The organism is Mesorhizobium sp. Root102, from assembly GCF_001425625.1.
In the GTDB taxonomy this organism is placed as follows: Bacteria; Pseudomonadota; Alphaproteobacteria; order Rhizobiales; family Rhizobiaceae; genus Mesorhizobium.
In genome coordinates this window covers 156,557-173,997 of sequence record NZ_LMCP01000001.1, presented here as the reverse complement: position 1 = coordinate 173,997, position 17,441 = coordinate 156,557, and the positions used below count along the sequence as shown (strand labels likewise).

Here is a 17,441-nt window from a genome sequence, read left to right as displayed (position 1 = left end):
TTGGGACAGACGGCCGCCAGGGAATTTGTGGACGTTCCGGGTGATACAACTTTCCGGAAGACGCAGGACATTCCGCCACAAAGGATAGGCCTTCCATTAGAGGCCCATGGCCGTTTTCGTTGGTACTATCCGATCTTCGGAATCGCTGCCATTTGGGCACTGTGTTCTTCGATAAAGTTCTATTCGGTTGCAGTCCAAAATTGGGAGCCCGGAAATTCACTCGACCGCATGGCATGGGTGGCTGGAGTGGTCGGATGCTTTTTTGTCAGCGTTCTCTTTGCGGGAATGCTGGTAAGGATGATACTCGACGCGGCGAGTTCGCGCCCGTTGCTAATTCTTACCAGAGAAACGTTGTGGGATAGGCGTCAGTTAGAAGAGCCGATGCCATGGAGCAACGTCCAGCACATAAGGTTTCAATCCGTCAGGGATACTGTTGTCGTTCACCTGAAACTTGCGCAACCGGTGTATGTTAGAAGTGGATTGTTTCGGATTGGTGGCGCGATGAAAAGCGGGCTCAGGTCAAGGATAATCGTATTGCTTTCAGACTTGGAGGACGAGGGAATCATTGAGAAGGTCATCATCGCCCTTGCTAAAAAAGTCGAAGGCTGAATCACGTCAATACGGGCTCGCCACGTTCCCAGTCTCGACGTAGATCGACTTCAGCTGCGAATACAGCGCCAGTGCCGCCAGTGAATTCTCGCGTCCGATGCCTGACTGCTTGAAGCCGCCGAACGGGATCTCCACCGGCGTCAGATTGTAGGCGTTGATCCAGCAGGTGCCAGCCTGCAGCTCGGCGATGACGCGGTGGGCGCGCGGCAGGTCGCGCGTGAAGACGCCGGCGGCGAGACCGAATTCGGTGTCGTTGGCGCGGTCGATCACCTCGTCCTCGCCGTCGAATTTCAGCACGCTCATCACCGGCCCGAAAATCTCCTCACGCGCAATGCGCATCGTGTCGGTAACGCCGGTGAACACCGTCGGCTCGACGAAGAAGCCGCCCTGAAAACCCTGCAGTGAAGGCACGTTGCCGCCGCAGGCGAGAACGGCGCCGTCGTGCTTGCCGATTTCGATATAGCCGACCACCTTGTCGTGCTGCGCCTTGGAGACCAGCGGGCCCATCTGGGTTTCGGGATCGAGCGGGTCGCCGATGCGGATTTTCTTGGTCCGCTCGACCAGGCGTTCGACGAAGCGGTCGTGAATACCGCTCTGCACGAAGACCCGCGTGCCGTTGGAGCAGATCTGTCCGGTCGAATAGAAATTGCCGAGCATGGCGCCGCCGATAGCGTTATCGATGTCGGCGTCGTCGAAGATGATCAGCGGCGACTTGCCGCCAAGCTCCATCGTCGCGTGCTTCATCTTCGAGCCGGCCAGCGACAGCACCTTGCGGCCGGTCGGGACGGAGCCGGTCACCGAGACCTTGGCGACGACATCGTGGCCGACGAGGCCGGCGCCGACATCGCCATAGCCCTGCACCACATTGAACAGCCCGTCGGGCAGGCCGGCCTCGCTGTAGATCTCGGCCAGCGCCAACGCCGAAAGCGGCGTGTTTTCCGAAGGCTTGAACACCATGGCATTGCCCATGGCGAGCGCAGGCGCCGATTTCCAGCCGGCGATCTGGATCGGGTAGTTCCAGGCACCGATGCCGACACAGACACCGAGCGCTTCGCGCCTTGTGTAGGCGAAGGGCCCGCCGAGATCGACCGATTCGCCATTGTAAGCGGCGACCGCACCGCCGAAATATTCGAGGCAGTCCGCCGCCGAAGGGGCGTCCGCGACCAACGTTTCCTGGATCGCCTTGCCGGTGTCGAGCGTCTCGATGCGGGCGAGGTCGGCGTTGCGGGCGCGCAATATGTCGGCGGCACGGCGCAGGATGCGCCCGCGCTCGACCGGCTTCAGCCGCGCCCAGGCGGGTTGCGCAGCGCGTGCTGCCTCGACGGCTAGTTCCAGCACGTTCGGCGTCGCCGAACGCAGCAGGGCAATGGTCTCACCGGTTGCCGGGTAGATGACCGGCAGGGGCGCGCCGCCTTCGTCCTCGATGTAGCGTCCATTGACATAGTGCGATGCCGTGGGCTGGGCGCGCATGGGAGTCTCCAAATCGTCTTGGCTTTGGCGCAACGTTCGCCGGATCATGCTCTATCTGTCCGACACCTGCCAGCGCGGATTGATCCATGGTTCCTGGTTGGAAGGCGCCAGCGGCGTGCGGCCAAGGATGTGGTCGGATGCCTTCTCGCCGGTCATGATCGATGGCGCGTTGAGATTGCCGTTGGTGACGCGCGGGAAGATCGAGGAATCGGCCACCCGCAAGCCTTCGACGCCGATGACCCGGCACTCGGGATCGACGACGCTCATCATGTCGTCGGCGCGGCCCATCTTGCAGGTACCGCAAGGATGGTAGGCGCTCTCGGCGTGGTCGCGAATGAAGACGTCGAGATCGTCGTCCGTCTGCACCTGGCTGCCCGGCGAGATTTCCTTGCCCCGATAGGGGTCGAACGCTGACTGGCCGAAGATCTCGCGCGTCAGCCGGATGCAGTGGCGAAACTCCGCCCAGTCGTCTGGATGCGACATGTAATTGAAGCGGATCACAGGCTGCGATTTCGGGTTCGGCGAGCGCAGCGTCACCGAGCCGCGCGACTTCGAGCGCATCGGTCCGACATGGGCCTGGAAGCCGTGCGACTTGGCCGCCGCCTTACCGTCATAGCGGACAGCCGCAGGGATGAAATGGTACTGGATATCGGGGTAGTCGACGCCGGCACGCGAGCGCACGAAGGCCGCCGCTTCGAAATGGTTGGTGGCGCCGAGGCCGGTCTTGAAGAACAGCCACTGCGCGCCGATGAGTGCTTTCGAGAACGGGTTCAGCACGGAATTGAGCGTGATCGGCAGTAATGATTCCTGCTGGATGTAGAGCTCCATATGGTCCTGCAAATTGCGGCCGACGCCGGGCCGGTCGGCCACCACGGCAATGCCGTTTTCGCGCAAATGCTCGGCCGGGCCGATGCCGGACAGCATCAGGATCTTGGGCGAATTGATCGACGATGCGGCGACGATCACCTCACGTCGCGCCTTAACGACCTGAATCTGTTTGTGAGCTTCGATCTCGACACCGATGGCGCGTTGATTCTCGATGATCACCCGCCGCGCAAAGCCCTTGACCAGACTCACGTTTTTGCGCTTCAGCGCCGGCTTCAGATAGGCTGATGCCGCCGACCAGCGGCGGCCGCCGCTTATGGTCTGCTCCATCGGCCCAAACCCTTCCTGCTTGGAACCGTTGTAGTCGTCGGTCAGTTCGAACCCGGCCTGGCGGCCGGCCTCGACGAAGGCGCCATAGAGCGGATTGCGCCGTGAGCCGCGCTGCACATGCAGCGGACCACTTTTGCCCCGCCAGCCATCCTCGCCGCCGTCCGAGTCTTCCATGCGCTTGAAATAGGGGAGCACGTCGGCAAAGCCCCAGCCCACCGCACCGTCTTCGGCCCAATGGTCGAAGTCGCGGGCGTGGCCGCGCACATAGACCATGCCGTTGATCGAGGACGAGCCGCCGATCACCTTGCCGCGCGGTGTCGCCAGCACGCGGCCGCCGAGATGCGGCTCCGGCTCGCTGGCAAAGCCCCAGTCGTAAAGGCTCATGTTGAGCGGGATCGACAGCGCCGACGGCATCTGGATCAGCGGCCCGATATCGCTGCCGCCGAATTCGATGACGATGACCGAATGGTTGCCGTCTTCCGACAGGCGATAGGCCATGGCCGAGCCGGCCGAGCCGGAGCCGATGATGACGAAATCCGCTTCAAGCATGGTTCATATGCGCCATGAAATCGGCGAGCGAGACATTCCCGCCGGTAGCCACAACCAGGACGGTCTTGTCCTTCACATCCACCTTGTCGCCGAGCAGTGCCGCGAGCGAGGCGGCGCCCGACGGTTCGAGCACCAGCTTCATGCGCTCGAAGGCGATCCGCATGGCGCTACGCACCGACTGATCATCGACGGTGATGCCGCGGACACCTGCCGACTTCACTGCGGCAAATGGAGCATCGCCCGGGCGGCGCGACATCAGCCCGTCGCAGATCGACTTCGGCCCGATCGGCATCGTCTCGATGCTGCCGTGTGCCAGTGACGAACCCATGCCATTGAATCCCTCCGGCTCGACGCCGATGATCTCGGTGGCGGGCGACAGATAGTGGAAGGCGAGCGAAACGCCGCCGATCAGTCCGCCGCCGCCGACCGAACAGAACAAGAGGTCGGCACTGGCGTTCTTGGCGGCAAGCTGGTCGAGCGCTTCGAGGCCGGCGCCCGCCTGGCCGGCAATGATCTCCGGATCGTCGAATGGATGCAGCAGCGCCAGCCCCTCTGTCTCGGCGATCTCGCGGGCCTTGGCGGCCGCGACTTCCTCCCGCGCGCGCTCGCCATGGTCGGTCAGCACGACACGGGCGCCATAGCCCGCGGTGGCGTCGCGCTTGGCGGCCGGTGCATCGATCGGCATGACGATGGTGACGGGAATGCCGAGCGCCTGGCCGGCGGCCGCCAGCCCTTGCGCGAAATTGCCGGAGGAATAGGCGACGACGCCTTTCCTCGCCTCGTCAGCCGAAAGCTGCTTCAGCCGCCAATAAGCGCCGCGCACCTTGAACGAGCCGGCCCATTGCAGCGATTCCGGCTTGATGAAGACGCGGGCCGCCCCCGTCTCCCTGGCCAGTGCCGTCGATTCCAGCAGCGGCGTGATCTGCGTCGCCCGTGATGTCACGGCATAGGCCTGCTTGAGATGGTCGAGGGAGGGAACGAGAAGGTCCGACATCATTCGCCTCGCGGATACCGCTTGCTCTCTTCGAGATTGTCGAGGTTCATGTGATTGCGCATGTAACGCTCGGACGCTTTTTGCAGAGGCTGGAAATCCCAGGGGTAATAGGCGCCGTTGCGCAGCGCCGGATAAACGACCCAGCGGCGCGCCTGGCTTTCGCGCACTGCGGCGTCGAAGCCGGCCATGTTCCAGCGCGCGTGGACCTTGTCCATGTATGCCGCCACCAGGCCCGCATTGGCGGGGTCGTCGGCCAGATTGTTTCGCTCGAGCGGATCGGCTTCGAGATCGAACAGTTGCGGCGAATCGAGCTCGCAGTGGACGAATTTGTATCTGCCGTCGCGGATCGCCACCAAAGGCGCGTTGGACCCTTCGGCAGCATATTCCATCAGCACAGGTGCGGTGCGCTCGATGCCGTCGGTGAGCGGCAGCAGTGACTGGCCGTCCGTCCAAGGTGCGATCGCAGCGATGTCGATGCCGGCGAGGTCGCAAAGCGTCGGCGCCACGTCGAGATTGGAGACCGGCGTCTCGATCAGCCCGGCGTGAACGCCCTTGCCGGCAATCATCAGCGGCACCCGCGCCGACCCCTCGAAGAAGCTCATCTTGAACCACAGGCCGCGCTCGCCGAGCATGTCGCCGTGGTCCGAGCAGAACAGGATGATTGTGTCGTCGGCCGTGCGGGTGCGCTCGAGAACATCCAGGATCTCGCCGAGCTTGTCGTCGACATAGGAGATGTTGGCGAAATAGCCGCGCCGCGAACGACGCACCTGCTCTGGCGTGATCTCGAAAGAGGGATAGTCGCTGGCGTGGTACAGCCGCCGGGAATGCGTATCCTGCTCGTCATGCGCGATGAACGCTGTTTCCGGGTCCAGCGCCTGGCAATGCTCGTAGAGATCCCAATACTGCTTGCGCGCGACATAGGGATCGTGCGGGTGCGACAGCGAGACGGTGAGGCACCAGGGCCGATGGTTCGCGTCGTCCTGTTCGCGCGAAAGCTGATAGAGCTTCTGCGTGGCGAGAAACACGACCTCGTCGTCATACTCCATCTGGTTGGTGATCTCGGCGACGCCGGCGCCGGTCACCGAGCCCAGATTGTGATACCACCAGTCGATGCGCTCGCCGGGCTTGCGGTAATCGGGCGTCCAGCCGAAATCGGCCGGGTAGATGTCGGTGGTCAGCCGCTCCTCGAAACCGTGCAGCTGATCCGGCCCGACGAAATGCATCTTGCCCGACAGGCAGGTGTAGTAGCCGGCGGCGCGCAGATGATGGGCGAAGGTCGGGATCGATGAGGCGAATTCGGCGGCATTGTCGTAGACGCCGGTGCGCGACGGCAATTGCCCGCTCATGAACGAGGCACGGCCCGGCGCGCAGAGTGGCGACGCCGTATAGTTGTTGGCAAAGCGCGCCGATCGGGCGGCCAACGCCTTCAGATGCGGTACGTGCAGAAACTCTGCCGGCCCATCCGGAAACAGGGTCCCGTTGAGCTGATCGACCATGACGATCAGGAAATTGGGTCGCTTCGTTGTCACTGTTTGCACCGCTCACCGAGTTTGGTTTCGAGATAGTCCTCGACCAGCGCGATCGCGGTCGCGGCGTCAGGCACGCCGTCCTTCAGCGCCCGCCTGATGTAGAGCCCGTCGATCATCGCCGCTGTCGCTTCGGCTGCGCGGTCGGCTTCGGCTCTGGGCAGGATGCCGGTCAGGCCGCTCATCAGGTTGGAGTGCAGGCGCCGCGCGTACACCCTGAGCAGCCGGCGTAAGGCCGACGACTTCTGCGCCTCGACATAGAAGGCGAGCCATGCGGCGATCGTTTCCGGCTGGAACTGGATGTCGGAGAAGTTGACGGCCACCACGGCCGAAACGCGCTCGCGCGGGGTGGCAGCCGATTGAAGGGCGCGTCGCATGTCGATGGTCAGCTCGGCCAGGATGTGGCGCATTGTCGCCAGCAACAGTTCGTCCTTGGCGCCGAAATAGTGATGGGCAAGCGCGGAGGACACGCCGGCGCGTCCGGCGATCTCGGACATGGTCACGTCGAGCGAACCGCGCTCGCCGATCGCCGAGATCGTCGCGTCGATGAGCGCCTTGCGGCGCAATGGCTCCATTCCGACTTTCGGCATCTCGCTGGTCCTTTGAAGCAGGATTATTTTTTATTGACGGGTCAATCAACAAAAAAATCGGCACCGGCTTTGCCTGTACCAAGCGATTGTCTGGTCCCGGCCCTTTCCGATGCGGGGATGATTGTTTATATTTGAACAATAAACGCAAAGTGCACTGTGAGCCCACGTGTTAGGCTCGCGTCAAGGATGGAGACCGCCATGACCGCATGCATCGTTGGCTGGGCGCATTCCCGGTTCGGCAAGCTTGAGGGCGAAACGCTCGAAAACCTGATCGTCAAGGTCGCAACGGACGCGCTCGACCATGCCGGCATCGGTCCCGACGAGGTTGACGAGATCGTGCTCGGCCACTTCAACGCCGGCTTTTCGGCGCAGGATTTCACCGCCAGCCTGGTGCTCCAGGCCGACGACCGGCTGCGCTTCAAGCCGGCGACGCGCGTCGAGAACGCTTGTGCCACCGGATCGGCGGCGGTCCGCCAAGGCATCCGCGCTATCGACGCCAATGCCGCCCGCATCGTGCTGGTGGTCGGCGCCGAGCAGATGACGACGACGCCCGGCCCAGAGATCGGCAAGAACCTGCTCAAGGCGTCCTATCTGCCAGAGGACGGCGACACGCCGGCGGGTTTCGCCGGCGTCTTCGGCAAGATCGCGCAGGCCTATTTCCAGCGTTATGGCGACCAGTCGGACGCGCTGGCGATGATTGCCGCCAAGAACCACAAGAACGGCGTCGACAACCCCTATGCGCAGATGCGTAAGGATTTCGGCTATGAGTTCTGCCGCCAGGAGAGCGAGAAGAACCCGTTCGTTGCCGGTCCCCTGAAGCGCACCGACTGCTCGCTGGTTTCCGACGGCGCCGCTGCCCTTATCCTCGCCGACACCGCGACGGCACTGAAGATGCGTCGTGCCGTTGCCTTCCGCGCCAACGAGCATGTGCAGGATTTCCTGCCGATGTCGAAGCGCGACATCCTGACTTTCGAAGGCTGCGAGCAGGCCTGGAACCGGGCGCTGAAATCGGCCGGCGTGACGCTCGACGATCTTTCCTTCGTCGAAACGCATGACTGCTTCACCATTGCCGAATTGATCGAATATGAGGCGATGGGCCTGGCCAAGCCGGGAGAGGGCGCCAGACTGGCGCTGGACGGCACGACGGCCAAGGATGGTCGCCTGCCGGTCAATCCCTCAGGCGGACTGAAGGCCAAGGGCCATCCGATCGGCGCCACAGGCGTGTCGATGCATGTCTTGACCGCCATGCAGCTTGTCGGCGAGGCCGGCGGCATTCAGGTGCCGGGTGCGAAACTTGGCGGCATCTTCAATATGGGCGGTGCGGCGGTCGCCAACTACGTTTCCATATTGGACCGGATCAGGTAGAAGCAGCCCGTATTTTTACGGGGTAGCCATGACAAATCCGGTTCTGATCGAAGTCTTGCGCGGCGCGATTGTCGAGAGCGCGCACCGTGGCGCGGTCGCGGTCTTCGACGCCGACGGCAAGCCCGTCTGGGAAATCGGCGATACCGCCAAGCCGGTGTTCCCCCGCTCGGCGGTCAAGGCGATCCAGGCATTGCCGCTGGTCGAAAGCGGCGCGGCGGATGCCTATGGTTTCGGCAACCGCGAACTGGCGCTTGCCTGTGCGTCCCATTCGGGCGAGCCGGCACATGTCGAACTGGCGCGATCCATGCTGGCCAAGGCCGGGCTGGACGGATCAGCGCTCGAATGCGGCACGCATTGGCCGTCCAATCATGACGCCGAGATTGCGCTCGCCCGCGCCGGCGGCTCGCCGAACGCATTGCACAACAATTGCTCCGGCAAGCATTCCGGCTTCCTCTGCACCTGTGTCCACGCCGGCATTGCGCACCGCGGCTATGTCAAGCCGGGGCACGGCCTGCAGGAGATGGTGCGCGACGCCATGCAGTCGGTGACGGGCGCCGTCCATGGCGCGGATGAGCGGGCCACCGACGGCTGCTCGATCCCGACCTATGCGGTGCCGCTCAGGAGCTTCGCGCTCGGCTTTGCCCGCATGGCCACGACAAATGGTTTTGGTGCCGAGCGAGCCAAGGCCGCGAGGCGGCTGCTGGCCGCGTGCATGGCCGAGCCTTTCTTCGTTGCCGGCACCGGCCGCGAAGACGTCGCGCTGATGGAGGCCGCGCCAGGGCGGATTTTCACGAAAGGCGGCGCCGAAGGCGTCCACTGTGCCGCAATTCCGGAACTTGGCCTCGGCATCGCGCTCAAATGCGACGACGGCGCCGGCCGCGCCGGCGAAGCCATGGTTGCCGCAGTTCTGGCCAAATTGTTGCGCGCAGACGAGGCCCTGGCAGCGAAGCTGACCGAAATGGCAAACGCGCCGATCGAAAGCCGGAACGGCGCCAAGGTCGGGGCGCTGAGGCCCACCGCGGCCTTGAATTGAAACCGGCCCTCAGCTGACGTGATTGCGCTCGACGGTCAGATGCGCATAGCCGCTATCGTTTGACGAAGCGAGGTCGCCCGTGGCCGGCTCGGCCCAACGCTGGCCGACTACCGCACCATTCAGGGCGCCGTCGATGACATTGTCGGAGATGACCGCTGTGCCGGCGCCCTCGACCACGGACACGACGATGCCGGTTCCAGCCTTGCGAATGATGTTGCCGGTGGCCACGACATTGCGCAGGTACGGACCCCAGCCGATCTGCATGCCATAGAGCGGCGCGTTCTCGATGACATTGTTGGAAACGGTGGTGTCGGCTTCGACGCCGATGCCGACGCCAAACCCCGGCGAGTCGGCGGGGTAGGGGCCGCTGGTCGACAGATTGCGCACGATGTTGCCTGAGCAGACACCCATGCGGCCGCCTTCATTGAAGTTGACGATCGAGATGCCGTTGGCGGCACCGTCGACGATGTTGTTGCTGATGATGGCGCCTTCGAACGAGAATTCGGAATAGACTGCCGTTTCGCCCGAGCGCGAGCAGGTGTTGCCCGATATCTGCAGGTTGCTGGCGCTGTTGGCCCGGATCGCCGAGAAGGCGCAATCCGACACGATATTGCCCGAAATGACGACATTGCCGGCCCGAAAGGCGTTGATGCCATTGCCGTTCTGTCCCGTTCCGCCGCTGCGCGCCCCGATGCGTTCGACGCGATTGCCGGTGACCATGGTGCCGTCTTCCGCCGCCTGCCAGCGGTGCACGAGGATGCCGCCATTGGCGCAGTCGGAGACGGTGTTGCCCGTGATCGCCAGCCCGCCGGCCTCGACCGAATAGATGCCGGCATCGGCAGCTCCCGATATCTCCGAGCGCTCGACCCGGCCCATCGCGTGTTCCAGCGCCAGTCCGTTCTTGCCGCTGCCGATGATCTGGCAATTGTCGACGACCAGATACACGACCCGGCGCAGATCGAGCAACCCTTGCGCGTAGTCGCCCATCGAACGGTTGCTGCCATCGAAAACCAGCCCGCTAAGCTCGATATGGTCGGCCTGCTCGGCCATGAACAGATGACCGTCGCCGCCATAGACGATCCGCGTTGCGCCCGGCACTCCGGAAAGACGCACGCGGCCGGGCAGCGAGAGGTTGGACACCACATAAGTGCCCGGTGGCAGGAACACCGGCATGTCGCGGTCGTTGGCGTCGCGCAGCAGTTTGGCGAAGGCCTTGCTCTGATCGTCGAAGCTGCCGGGCTGCACGCCGAGTTCGGTGGCATTGATCGAGCCGCGCATCGAGGCTTTCTCGATGCCGGTCAGGCTCGCGGCCGCCGCCTTGCCGAGCGCAAGGCCCATGACGGCGAAACCGGCGGTTCCGGTCAGCAGCGTTCGTCTGTTCAACATCGGCACAGGTCCTGGCGTTCGGCCTCGGTATCGCAGGAATCGTGCCAGACGCTCGGCCTCCTCTCGAGACCAGAGACAATGGCTTGTCGAGCAGCCTTTCCGCGCCTAAGCTTAGGGAATGAGCAGAGCTTTTACCCGCGAGGAAGACAGCGAAAACGCCATTGCCGGGGTCGGTGAGCGGCCGGTCAGCCAGTATCGCAATCTGGTTACGGAGCACGGTCTGGCGCAGATCGAGGAGAATCTGGCCGATCTGCGCGACATGTTGGCGAAGGCCGAACGGAAAGCGGACCGCGAACGCATCGCGGTTGTGTCGCGTGACCTGCGCTATTGGACCGCCCGGCGTGAAAGTGCCGAGCTCTCTTTGCCGGAGCCGGGCAGCGACCTGGTGCGCTTCGGCATGGGCGTCACGCTGGAGGGCGATGACGGCAGGAAGGTGCACTGGAAAATCGTCGGCGAGGACGAGGCCGATCCGACCAAGGGTAGCATTTCGCATGTTTCGCCGATGGCCGTGGCCCTGTTCGGCAAGAAGGTCGGCGACGTGGCCAGCGTCAACGGCAAGGAATGGGAAATCGTCAAGCTCTCCGAGAGCTAATCCTCAAGCTTGACGACATGGTCGCGGAAGAAAGCCGCTGCTCCAGTTTCATCGATCTCGCCGGCGGCGACCATCAAGACCAGTTGAATGACGTCCTGCTGGTCGGCCTCGACGCTTAATCCGTTGAAATAAAGAAACAGATCGGCCGCGGCAAAGGCAGTACGCTTGTTGCCGTCAACGAACGGGTGGTTCTTGGCGATGCCGAACAGGTATGCCGCCGCCAGTTCGCACAGATCCGGATCGCCATAAATCTCTCGCTGCTTTGGACGAGAGAGCGCCGACTCCAGCATGCCTTCATCGCGTATGCCTGCCGCCCCTCCGTGCAGGCGCAACTGCTCGGCGTGAAGCGACTCCACGAATTCCCGCGAATGATGCTCGGTCATTTCGCGAGCGCGCGGTAGGCAACCTCGTACTTTTTCATCCGCTCACGCGCGATCTTCATCTTGCGCTCGAATTCCTCGGCGCTGTCTTCGGTGCGACGCAAGCGAAGCTCTTCGCCTTCCTGAATGATGACGATGCTGTCGCCTGCCTTCATGTTCAAACGGTCGAGCAACTCCTTCGGCAGGATCACGCCCTCGGAATTGCCGATCTTGCGTATGGTCGTGTTCATGATGAATATCCTGTTGCAACGCCGATTATAACTCAACAGGAGTGCTGCTGCAACGGATATTATAACAAGCCTATCGGGCGGCCAGCAGGCGGTCCAGCAAACGATCCGCTGCCTCCGGAATGACGGTGCCCGGCGGGAAGATTTCGGCAGCACCTGCTAGCAGCACCGCGTCGTAGTCCTGCGGTGGAATGACGCCACCAGCGACGATCAGCATATCGCCTCGGCCGAGCTTTTTCAGCGCATCGCGCAGTTCGGGGATCAGCGTCAGATGCCCTGCCGCCAGAGACGAGGCGCCGACGATATGGACATCCTGTGCGACGGCGAGCCTGGCGATCTCATCGGGGGTCTGGAACATCGCGCCGACGGTGACATCGAAGCCGAGATCGGCGAAGGCCGTGGCGATGACCTTCTGGCCACGGTCGTGGCCGTCTTGTCCCATCTTGGCAACGAGAATGCGCGGCCTGCCGCCGGATTTCTTTTCGAAAGCTTCAAGCTTGTCCTTCAGGCCGTCTACCACGGGATTATCGCCAAGGGCCTTGCGATAGACGCCGGAAATGGTCTGCACCGTGGCGACGTGGCGGCCAAAGACTTTCTCAAGCGCAAACGAGATTTCACCGACCGTGGCATTGGCGCGCGCGGCGCGGATGGCGAACTCCAGCAGGTTTTCATTGCCTTGCGCGGCGCGGGTAAGCGCGTCGAGTGCGCTCTCGACCGCGCCGACGTCGCGTGTGCCCTTCAGCCGTTGCAGCTTCGACAATTGCCGGGCCCTGACCTCGGCATTGTCGATCTTCAGCACGTCGACCTCGATGTCGGTCCCGGGACGATGCGCGTTGACGCCGACCAGCATCTGCTCGCCGGAATCGATCCGCGCCTGCGTCCGCGCGGCGGCTTCCTCGATGCGCAGCTTGGGAATGCCCTGCTCGGTCGCCGCCGCCATGCCACCAAGCGCCTCGACCTCCTCGATATGGGCAAGCGCGCGCGCCGCCAGGTCATGCGTCAGCCGTTCGAGATAGGCCGAACCGCCCCATGGGTCGATGACGCGCGTGGTGCCGGATTCCATTTGCAGGATGAGCTGGGTGTTGCGGGCGATGCGCGCCGAATGATCGGTCGGCAGCGCCATCGCCTCGTCGAAGGAATTGGTGTGCAGCGACTGCGTGTGGCCCTGCGTTGCCGCCATCGCCTCTATCATGGTGCGGACGATGTTGTTGTAGGGGTCCTGCGCCGTCAGCGACCAGCCCGAGGTCTGGCAATGGGTGCGCAGCGACAGCGAGCGCTCGTCCTTCGGCGAAAAATTCTTCTCCATCAACGTCGCCCACAGCAGCCGCCCGGCCCGCAGCTTGGCGACTTCCATGAAGAAGTTCATGCCGATGGCCCAGAAGAAGGACAGGCGCGGCGCGAAGCGGTCGATGTCGAGGCCCGCCGCAACGCCGGCGCGAGCATATTCGATGCCGTCGGCGATCGTATAGGCGAGTTCCAGGTCGGCCGTCGCACCGGCCTCCTGCATATGATAGCCGGAGATCGATATCGAATTGAACTTCGGCATGTTCTTCGACGTGTAGGAGAAGATGTCCGACACGATCCGCATCGAGGGTTTCGGCGGATAAATGTAGGTGTTGCGGACCATGAACTCCTTCAGAATGTCGTTCTGAATGGTGCCGGCAAGATCCTTCTGCGCAACGCCCTGTTCTTCCGCCGCGACGATGTAGAGCGCCATGATCGGCAGCACCGCGCCGTTCATCGTCATCGACACCGTCATGTCGCCGAGCGGAATGCCGTCGAAGAGCTGGCGCATATCGAGAATGGAATCGATGGCGACGCCCGCCATGCCGACATCGCCGGCGACGCGCGGATGGTCGCTGTCATAGCCGCGATGCGTGGCAAGATCGAAGGCGACCGACAGCCCTTTCTGGCCGGCGGCAAGATTGCGCCGGTAGAAGGCGTTGGATTCCTCGGCCGTCGAGAAGCCGGCATATTGCCGGATCGTCCAGGGCTGCTGGACATACATGGTCGGGTAGGGACCGCGCACGAAGGGCGGCAGGCCCGGGTAGGTGTCGAGATACGGCAACCCCTTGAGGTCGCTTTGATTGTACAGATGCTTGGCGACGAGCCCTTCTGGCGTCGTCCGCTGGCCCTTGACTTCGACGGGTGCGTGGCGTGGCGGGACCCAGCCGATCTGGCTGAAATCAGGGATCAAGAGGTGGCTCCGATCGATTGGTCGATGCGGGCCGGAGGCAGCGGCTCGCAGACGGCAACGCCTTCGGTGAAGGCCGGCCGCCGTTCAGCCGCCAGCGTCTCGACCGGACGTTCGTCTTTCAGCGGGTAAAGCGTGGTGCCGATAATGGTCCGCTCGCCTGCCCGGTAGGCTGCATTGCGCTGCGCTGCCGCGGCGTGAACGCGCTTCTGGATGTGTCCGTCCTGAAGGCTGGACAGGACGCCGCCCTCGGCCTCGATTGTCTGCAGTTCCGCCCAGGCTATCTCACAGAGTTCAGCGGTCAGCGCTTCGACCGCGCCGGAACCATAGGCGGGATCGGCGACATGATCGATATGGCTTTCATTGGCCATGATCAGCTGCGCGTTGCGGGCAACGCGACGGGCAAATCCCGCCGGCAAGCCATGCGCGATCGTGTGCGGCAGGATGGAGATCGAATCGGCGCCGCCACACGCCGCGGCAAAGCAGGCAATCGTGGTGCGCAGGATGTTGGTCTCCGGGTCCATCGCCGTCATCATGCGAAACGACGTCTCGGCATGGATGTTGGCGGTGGATGTCGGGATCGAACAAGACTCCTGCACCCGTGCCCAGAGCCTGCGCAGGGCTCTCACCTTGGCCATTGACAGCAACTGGTCCTGGTCGACGCTGAGCGCAAATCCGATATGGGGCGCGGCATAGACAAGTGGCTGCCGTGCCGTCTCGAACATTCTGAGATAGGAGACCGCCGAAGCCAGCATGATGCCAAGCTCCTGCGCCTCTGTCGCACCGGCGTTGTGGAACACACGCCCGTCCGCCTCCAGCAGCACGCCCGGAACGCCCATCGAGAAGAAATGCGCCAGCGACTGCGGCATGGAGGCCTGCAGCGCCTCGATCGACATGCGCAACCGGCCGGTTCCGGCGAAGATGGCCGCCGGATCGATGCCGAAGGAGAGGTTGAGCTTTGCCGGGTCCGACCGGCGTTTGCTCAGGAACGCGACCAGCCAGTCAGCCACGGCGCGGCTCCAGGGATGGGCGTCGATGCGAACCTGGATGCGGTTGAGCGGGACGCCGTCCAGCACCGTCTCCAGCGCTTCCGCCGTTCTCGGCAGGCCGTAGCCGAACGCGTTCGGCGCCCCTTCGAAGACCAGTGACAATCCCGTGGCACCCTGTGCCACATCGTCCAGAGCCTGGGTTCTGGCGCGCTCGATGTCCGGATCGTCGACGCGCTGGCTGACGATCCAGGGCGATTTAGGGTTGGCGCGCACGATCGGCTCCGCCGCGGTGCTGCGGTCGTAGAGCGGTTCGATGCGGATGTTGTCGTCGCTATGCGAGACCAGCTTTTCCTCGAAGGAGGCGCCGGCCAGCGCCTTTTCCGCCAACGCCAGCCATCGCGGGCGCTCGGCGTTCTCGGGTTCAACATCCCTGGTCAAGGCTCCGGCGCCCATCCGTCCTCCTCGTTTTATGCGGCCGCACCAGCCGGGAGCGGTTCAGTCTACGGTCACCGGTCCGATATCGCAATGCAATGCTCTTTCAGAGACCGAATTCGATCCACCAGATATAGGGAAGCCTGAGTGGACGAACCATGAACGATTGCCAAACACCGGCAAAATCCGCAAGCTCCCAAAAACCGATTTTGAGGATTGGCATTGTCGCTCTGCGATGGCCTCACTATACCTGCGGCAAGGCCATTGGCTTTTAGACACATCAGTTTGCGGAGACCGGACATATGGCTGACGACACCAGTATTTTCATCGGCGCCAGCCGCAAGCCCGACGACAGCTATCAGCGTGCCGAGCAACTGTTGCTGCAATACGGGAATCGTCACGGTCTGGTGACCGGCGCCACCGGTACCGGCAAGACCGTCACCTTGCAGATATTGGCGGAAGGATTTTCCAATGCCGGCGTGCCGGTGTTCTGCGCCGACATCAAGGGCGATCTGTCCGGCATCGCCATGATGGGCACGGCACAGGATTTCCTGGTCAAGCGGGCCGAGCAGATCAAGCTCGACCCTTATGACTTCCAGGAATTTCCGGTCATCTTCTGGGATCTGTTCGGCGAGCAGGGTCACCCGATCCGTGCCACCGTTTCCGAAATGGGGCCATTGCTTTTGTCGCGGCTGATGAACCTGACCGAGGCGCAGGAAGGCATCATGAACATCGCCTTCCGCCTGGCTGACGAGGAAGGCCTGCTGCTGCTCGACATGAAGGATCTGCAGGCGCTGCTGGCCAACATCGCCGAGCGCGCCGACGAGATCGGCTCGCGCTACGGAAATGTGACGAAGCCGTCGGTCGGGGCGATCCAGCGCACGCTGCTGGTCCTGGAGCAGCAGGGCGCGGCAAACTTCTTCGGTGAGCCGGCACTGCGCATCGCCGACATCATGCGCACCACCCGCGATGGACGGGGCGCCATCAGCGTGCTTGCCGCCGACAAGCTGATGATGAACCCGCGGCTATACGCGACCTTCCTGCTGTGGCTGATGTCGGAACTGTTCGAGGTGCTGCCGGAAGTCGGCGATCCCGACAAGCCGAAGCTGGTGTTCTTTTTCGACGAGGCGCATCTTCTGTTCGACGAAGCACCCAAAGTGCTGATCGATCGCGTCGAACAAGTCGTCCGCCTGATCCGCTCGAAAGGCGTCGGCGTCTATTTCGTCACGCAGAACCCATTGGATATCCCCGAAAAAGTTCTGGCCCAGCTCGGCAACCGCGTCCAGCACGCGCTGCGCGCCTATACGCCGCGTGAGCAGCAGGCGGTGCGGACGGCGGCCGAGACGTTCCGGCCAAATCCGGACTTCGACTGCATGACCGCCATCACCCAGCTCGGCACCGGTGAGGCGCTGGTCTCGACGCTCGAAACCAAGGGTGTTCCGTCCATGGTGCAGCGAACATTGATCCGTCCGCCATCCTCGCGCCTCGGGCCGATCACGCCCGCCGAACGGCAAAAGCTGATCCAGGAAAGCCCGGTCACCGGCCAGTACGACCAGCTCATCGATCGCGAATCGGCTTTCGAGATGCTGCAGAAAAAGGCCAAGGACGCGCAGGATGCAGAAGAGCAGGCGCAGCAGGACGGCAGCGGCGGCTCGCGCTGGACCATTCCAGGCTTCGGCAATGACGATCCCGCGCCACAATCCGGTGGCAGGCGCGCCCCAGCGCCGCGCCCGTCCAATCGCCAGACCGTGGCCGAGGCGGCGATCAAGTCGGTGGTGCGCTCGGTCGGCTCGTCGGTTGGCCGGGCGATCGTGCGCGGGATCCTGGGCAGTCTTTCCAGGGGGCGGTGAGCCTCGGATGCCACGGCTTGAGGCCGTGCCGTGGTCGGGAGGACATCAGAACAGCTGGTTGCGGATAGAGATTTTGGCCGGTTCGGATCGGGACCCGAAC

The 17,441-nt window shown here is 63.3% G+C and carries 15 protein-coding genes; 5 read left to right on the top strand and 10 right to left on the bottom strand.

The window, feature by feature from the left end:
• Positions 1-609 (top strand): hypothetical protein, encoded by a 609-nt coding sequence (locus ASD12_RS00815; protein WP_056580770.1) that lies wholly within the window; start codon positions 1-3, stop codon positions 607-609.
• 6 nt (positions 610-615) lie between these two features.
• On the opposite strand, the gene betB is transcribed toward ASD12_RS00815, so the two are convergent.
• Genes betB through betI form a run of 5 tightly spaced genes read right to left on the bottom strand, consistent with a single transcriptional unit; the run spans position 616 to position 6,893 of the window.
• Entirely contained in the window at positions 616-2,079 is a 1,464-nt protein-coding gene (gene betB / locus ASD12_RS00810) for a betaine-aldehyde dehydrogenase (protein ID WP_056580767.1), read from the bottom strand.
• A 51-nt stretch (positions 2,080-2,130) separates the two neighbouring features.
• Positions 2,131-3,783, bottom strand: coding sequence for a choline dehydrogenase (gene betA, locus ASD12_RS00805; protein WP_056580763.1), 1,653 nt, complete (start codon positions 3,781-3,783; stop codon positions 2,131-2,133).
• Positions 3,776-4,777 carry a threonine/serine dehydratase gene (locus tag ASD12_RS00800; protein ID WP_082525176.1) on the bottom strand — a complete coding sequence of 334 codons (1,002 nt, stop codon included), beginning with the start codon at positions 4,775-4,777 and terminating at the stop codon, positions 3,776-3,778. The genes betA and ASD12_RS00800 overlap by 8 nt, the downstream gene beginning before the upstream one ends.
• A complete protein-coding gene (betC, locus tag ASD12_RS00795) occupies positions 4,777-6,306 on the bottom strand; it encodes a choline-sulfatase (RefSeq protein WP_056580758.1) in 1,530 nt (509 codons plus the stop codon). Before betC ends, ASD12_RS00800 begins: the two co-directional genes overlap by 1 nt.
• Positions 6,303-6,893 (bottom strand): transcriptional regulator BetI, encoded by a 591-nt coding sequence (betI, locus tag ASD12_RS00790; RefSeq protein ID WP_056580755.1) that lies wholly within the window; start codon positions 6,891-6,893, stop codon positions 6,303-6,305. The genes betC and betI overlap by 4 nt, the downstream gene beginning before the upstream one ends.
• Before the next feature lie 198 nt (positions 6,894-7,091).
• On the opposite strand from betI, the gene ASD12_RS00785 reads away from it, so the two are divergent.
• Both ASD12_RS00785 and ASD12_RS00780 read left to right on the top strand, forming a co-directional pair.
• A complete protein-coding gene (locus ASD12_RS00785; RefSeq protein ID WP_056580753.1) occupies positions 7,092-8,258 on the top strand; it encodes an acetyl-CoA acetyltransferase in 1,167 nt (388 codons plus the stop codon).
• A 28-nt stretch (positions 8,259-8,286) separates the two neighbouring features.
• Positions 8,287-9,291, top strand: coding sequence for an asparaginase (locus ASD12_RS00780; protein ID WP_056580749.1), 1,005 nt, complete (start codon positions 8,287-8,289; stop codon positions 9,289-9,291).
• Between the two features lie 9 nt (positions 9,292-9,300).
• Here ASD12_RS00780 and ASD12_RS00775 read toward each other — a convergent pair whose 3' ends face one another.
• Complete coding sequence (locus ASD12_RS00775; RefSeq protein WP_056580745.1) at positions 9,301-10,677, bottom strand: TIGR03808 family TAT-translocated repetitive protein; 1,377 nt, start codon at positions 10,675-10,677, stop codon at positions 9,301-9,303.
• A 118-nt stretch (positions 10,678-10,795) separates the two neighbouring features.
• On the opposite strand from ASD12_RS00775, the gene greA reads away from it, so the two are divergent.
• Positions 10,796-11,269: a transcription elongation factor GreA gene (gene greA, locus ASD12_RS00770; protein WP_056580741.1), complete on the top strand. Its 474-nt coding sequence runs from the start codon at positions 10,796-10,798 to the stop codon at positions 11,267-11,269.
• Here greA and ASD12_RS00765 read toward each other — a convergent pair.
• The 4 genes from ASD12_RS00765 to ASD12_RS00750 form a co-directional block, all read right to left on the bottom strand.
• Complete coding sequence (locus tag ASD12_RS00765; RefSeq protein WP_056580737.1) at positions 11,266-11,652, bottom strand: type II toxin-antitoxin system death-on-curing family toxin; 387 nt, start codon at positions 11,650-11,652, stop codon at positions 11,266-11,268. The genes greA and ASD12_RS00765 overlap by 4 nt on opposite strands.
• A complete protein-coding gene (locus tag ASD12_RS00760) occupies positions 11,649-11,879 on the bottom strand; it encodes an AbrB/MazE/SpoVT family DNA-binding domain-containing protein (protein ID WP_056580734.1) in 231 nt (76 codons plus the stop codon). Before ASD12_RS00760 ends, ASD12_RS00765 begins: the two co-directional genes overlap by 4 nt.
• Before the next feature lie 70 nt (positions 11,880-11,949).
• Positions 11,950-14,073: a methylmalonyl-CoA mutase gene (scpA, locus tag ASD12_RS00755; RefSeq protein ID WP_056580729.1), complete on the bottom strand. Its 2,124-nt coding sequence runs from the start codon at positions 14,071-14,073 to the stop codon at positions 11,950-11,952.
• Complete coding sequence (locus ASD12_RS00750) at positions 14,070-15,512, bottom strand: methylmalonyl-CoA mutase subunit beta (protein ID WP_056580726.1); 1,443 nt, start codon at positions 15,510-15,512, stop codon at positions 14,070-14,072. The genes scpA and ASD12_RS00750 overlap by 4 nt, the downstream gene beginning before the upstream one ends.
• A 281-nt stretch (positions 15,513-15,793) precedes the next feature.
• On the opposite strand from ASD12_RS00750, the gene ASD12_RS00745 reads away from it, so the two are divergent.
• Positions 15,794-17,341 carry a helicase HerA-like C-terminal domain-containing protein gene (locus ASD12_RS00745; RefSeq protein WP_056580723.1) on the top strand — a complete coding sequence of 516 codons (1,548 nt, stop codon included), beginning with the start codon at positions 15,794-15,796 and terminating at the stop codon, positions 17,339-17,341.
• The last annotated feature ends 100 nt before the right edge of the window (positions 17,342-17,441 follow it).

Excerpts from the sequence above, each read along its gene's own strand:
- ASD12_RS00745 (WP_056580723.1), top strand. The coding sequence starts at position 15,794 with ATGGCTGACGACACCAGTATTTTCATCGGCGCCAGCCGCAAGCCCGAC.
- ASD12_RS00750 (WP_056580726.1), bottom strand. The coding sequence starts at position 15,512 with ATGGGCGCCGGAGCCTTGACCAGGGATGTTGAACCCGAGAACGCCGAG.
- greA (WP_056580741.1), top strand. The coding sequence starts at position 10,796 with ATGAGCAGAGCTTTTACCCGCGAGGAAGACAGCGAAAACGCCATTGCC.
- ASD12_RS00775 (WP_056580745.1), bottom strand. The coding sequence starts at position 10,677 with ATGTTGAACAGACGAACGCTGCTGACCGGAACCGCCGGTTTCGCCGTC.
- ASD12_RS00785 (WP_056580753.1), top strand. The coding sequence starts at position 7,092 with ATGACCGCATGCATCGTTGGCTGGGCGCATTCCCGGTTCGGCAAGCTT.
- ASD12_RS00765 (WP_056580737.1), bottom strand. The coding sequence starts at position 11,652 with ATGACCGAGCATCATTCGCGGGAATTCGTGGAGTCGCTTCACGCCGAG.
- ASD12_RS00780 (WP_056580749.1), top strand. The coding sequence starts at position 8,287 with ATGACAAATCCGGTTCTGATCGAAGTCTTGCGCGGCGCGATTGTCGAG.
- ASD12_RS00760 (WP_056580734.1), bottom strand. The coding sequence starts at position 11,879 with ATGAACACGACCATACGCAAGATCGGCAATTCCGAGGGCGTGATCCTG.
- betB (WP_056580767.1), bottom strand. The coding sequence starts at position 2,079 with ATGCGCGCCCAGCCCACGGCATCGCACTATGTCAATGGACGCTACATC.
- betA (WP_056580763.1), bottom strand. The coding sequence starts at position 3,783 with ATGCTTGAAGCGGATTTCGTCATCATCGGCTCCGGCTCGGCCGGCTCG.
- ASD12_RS00800 (WP_082525176.1), bottom strand. The coding sequence starts at position 4,777 with ATGTCGGACCTTCTCGTTCCCTCCCTCGACCATCTCAAGCAGGCCTAT.
- betI (WP_056580755.1), bottom strand. The coding sequence starts at position 6,893 with ATGCCGAAAGTCGGAATGGAGCCATTGCGCCGCAAGGCGCTCATCGAC.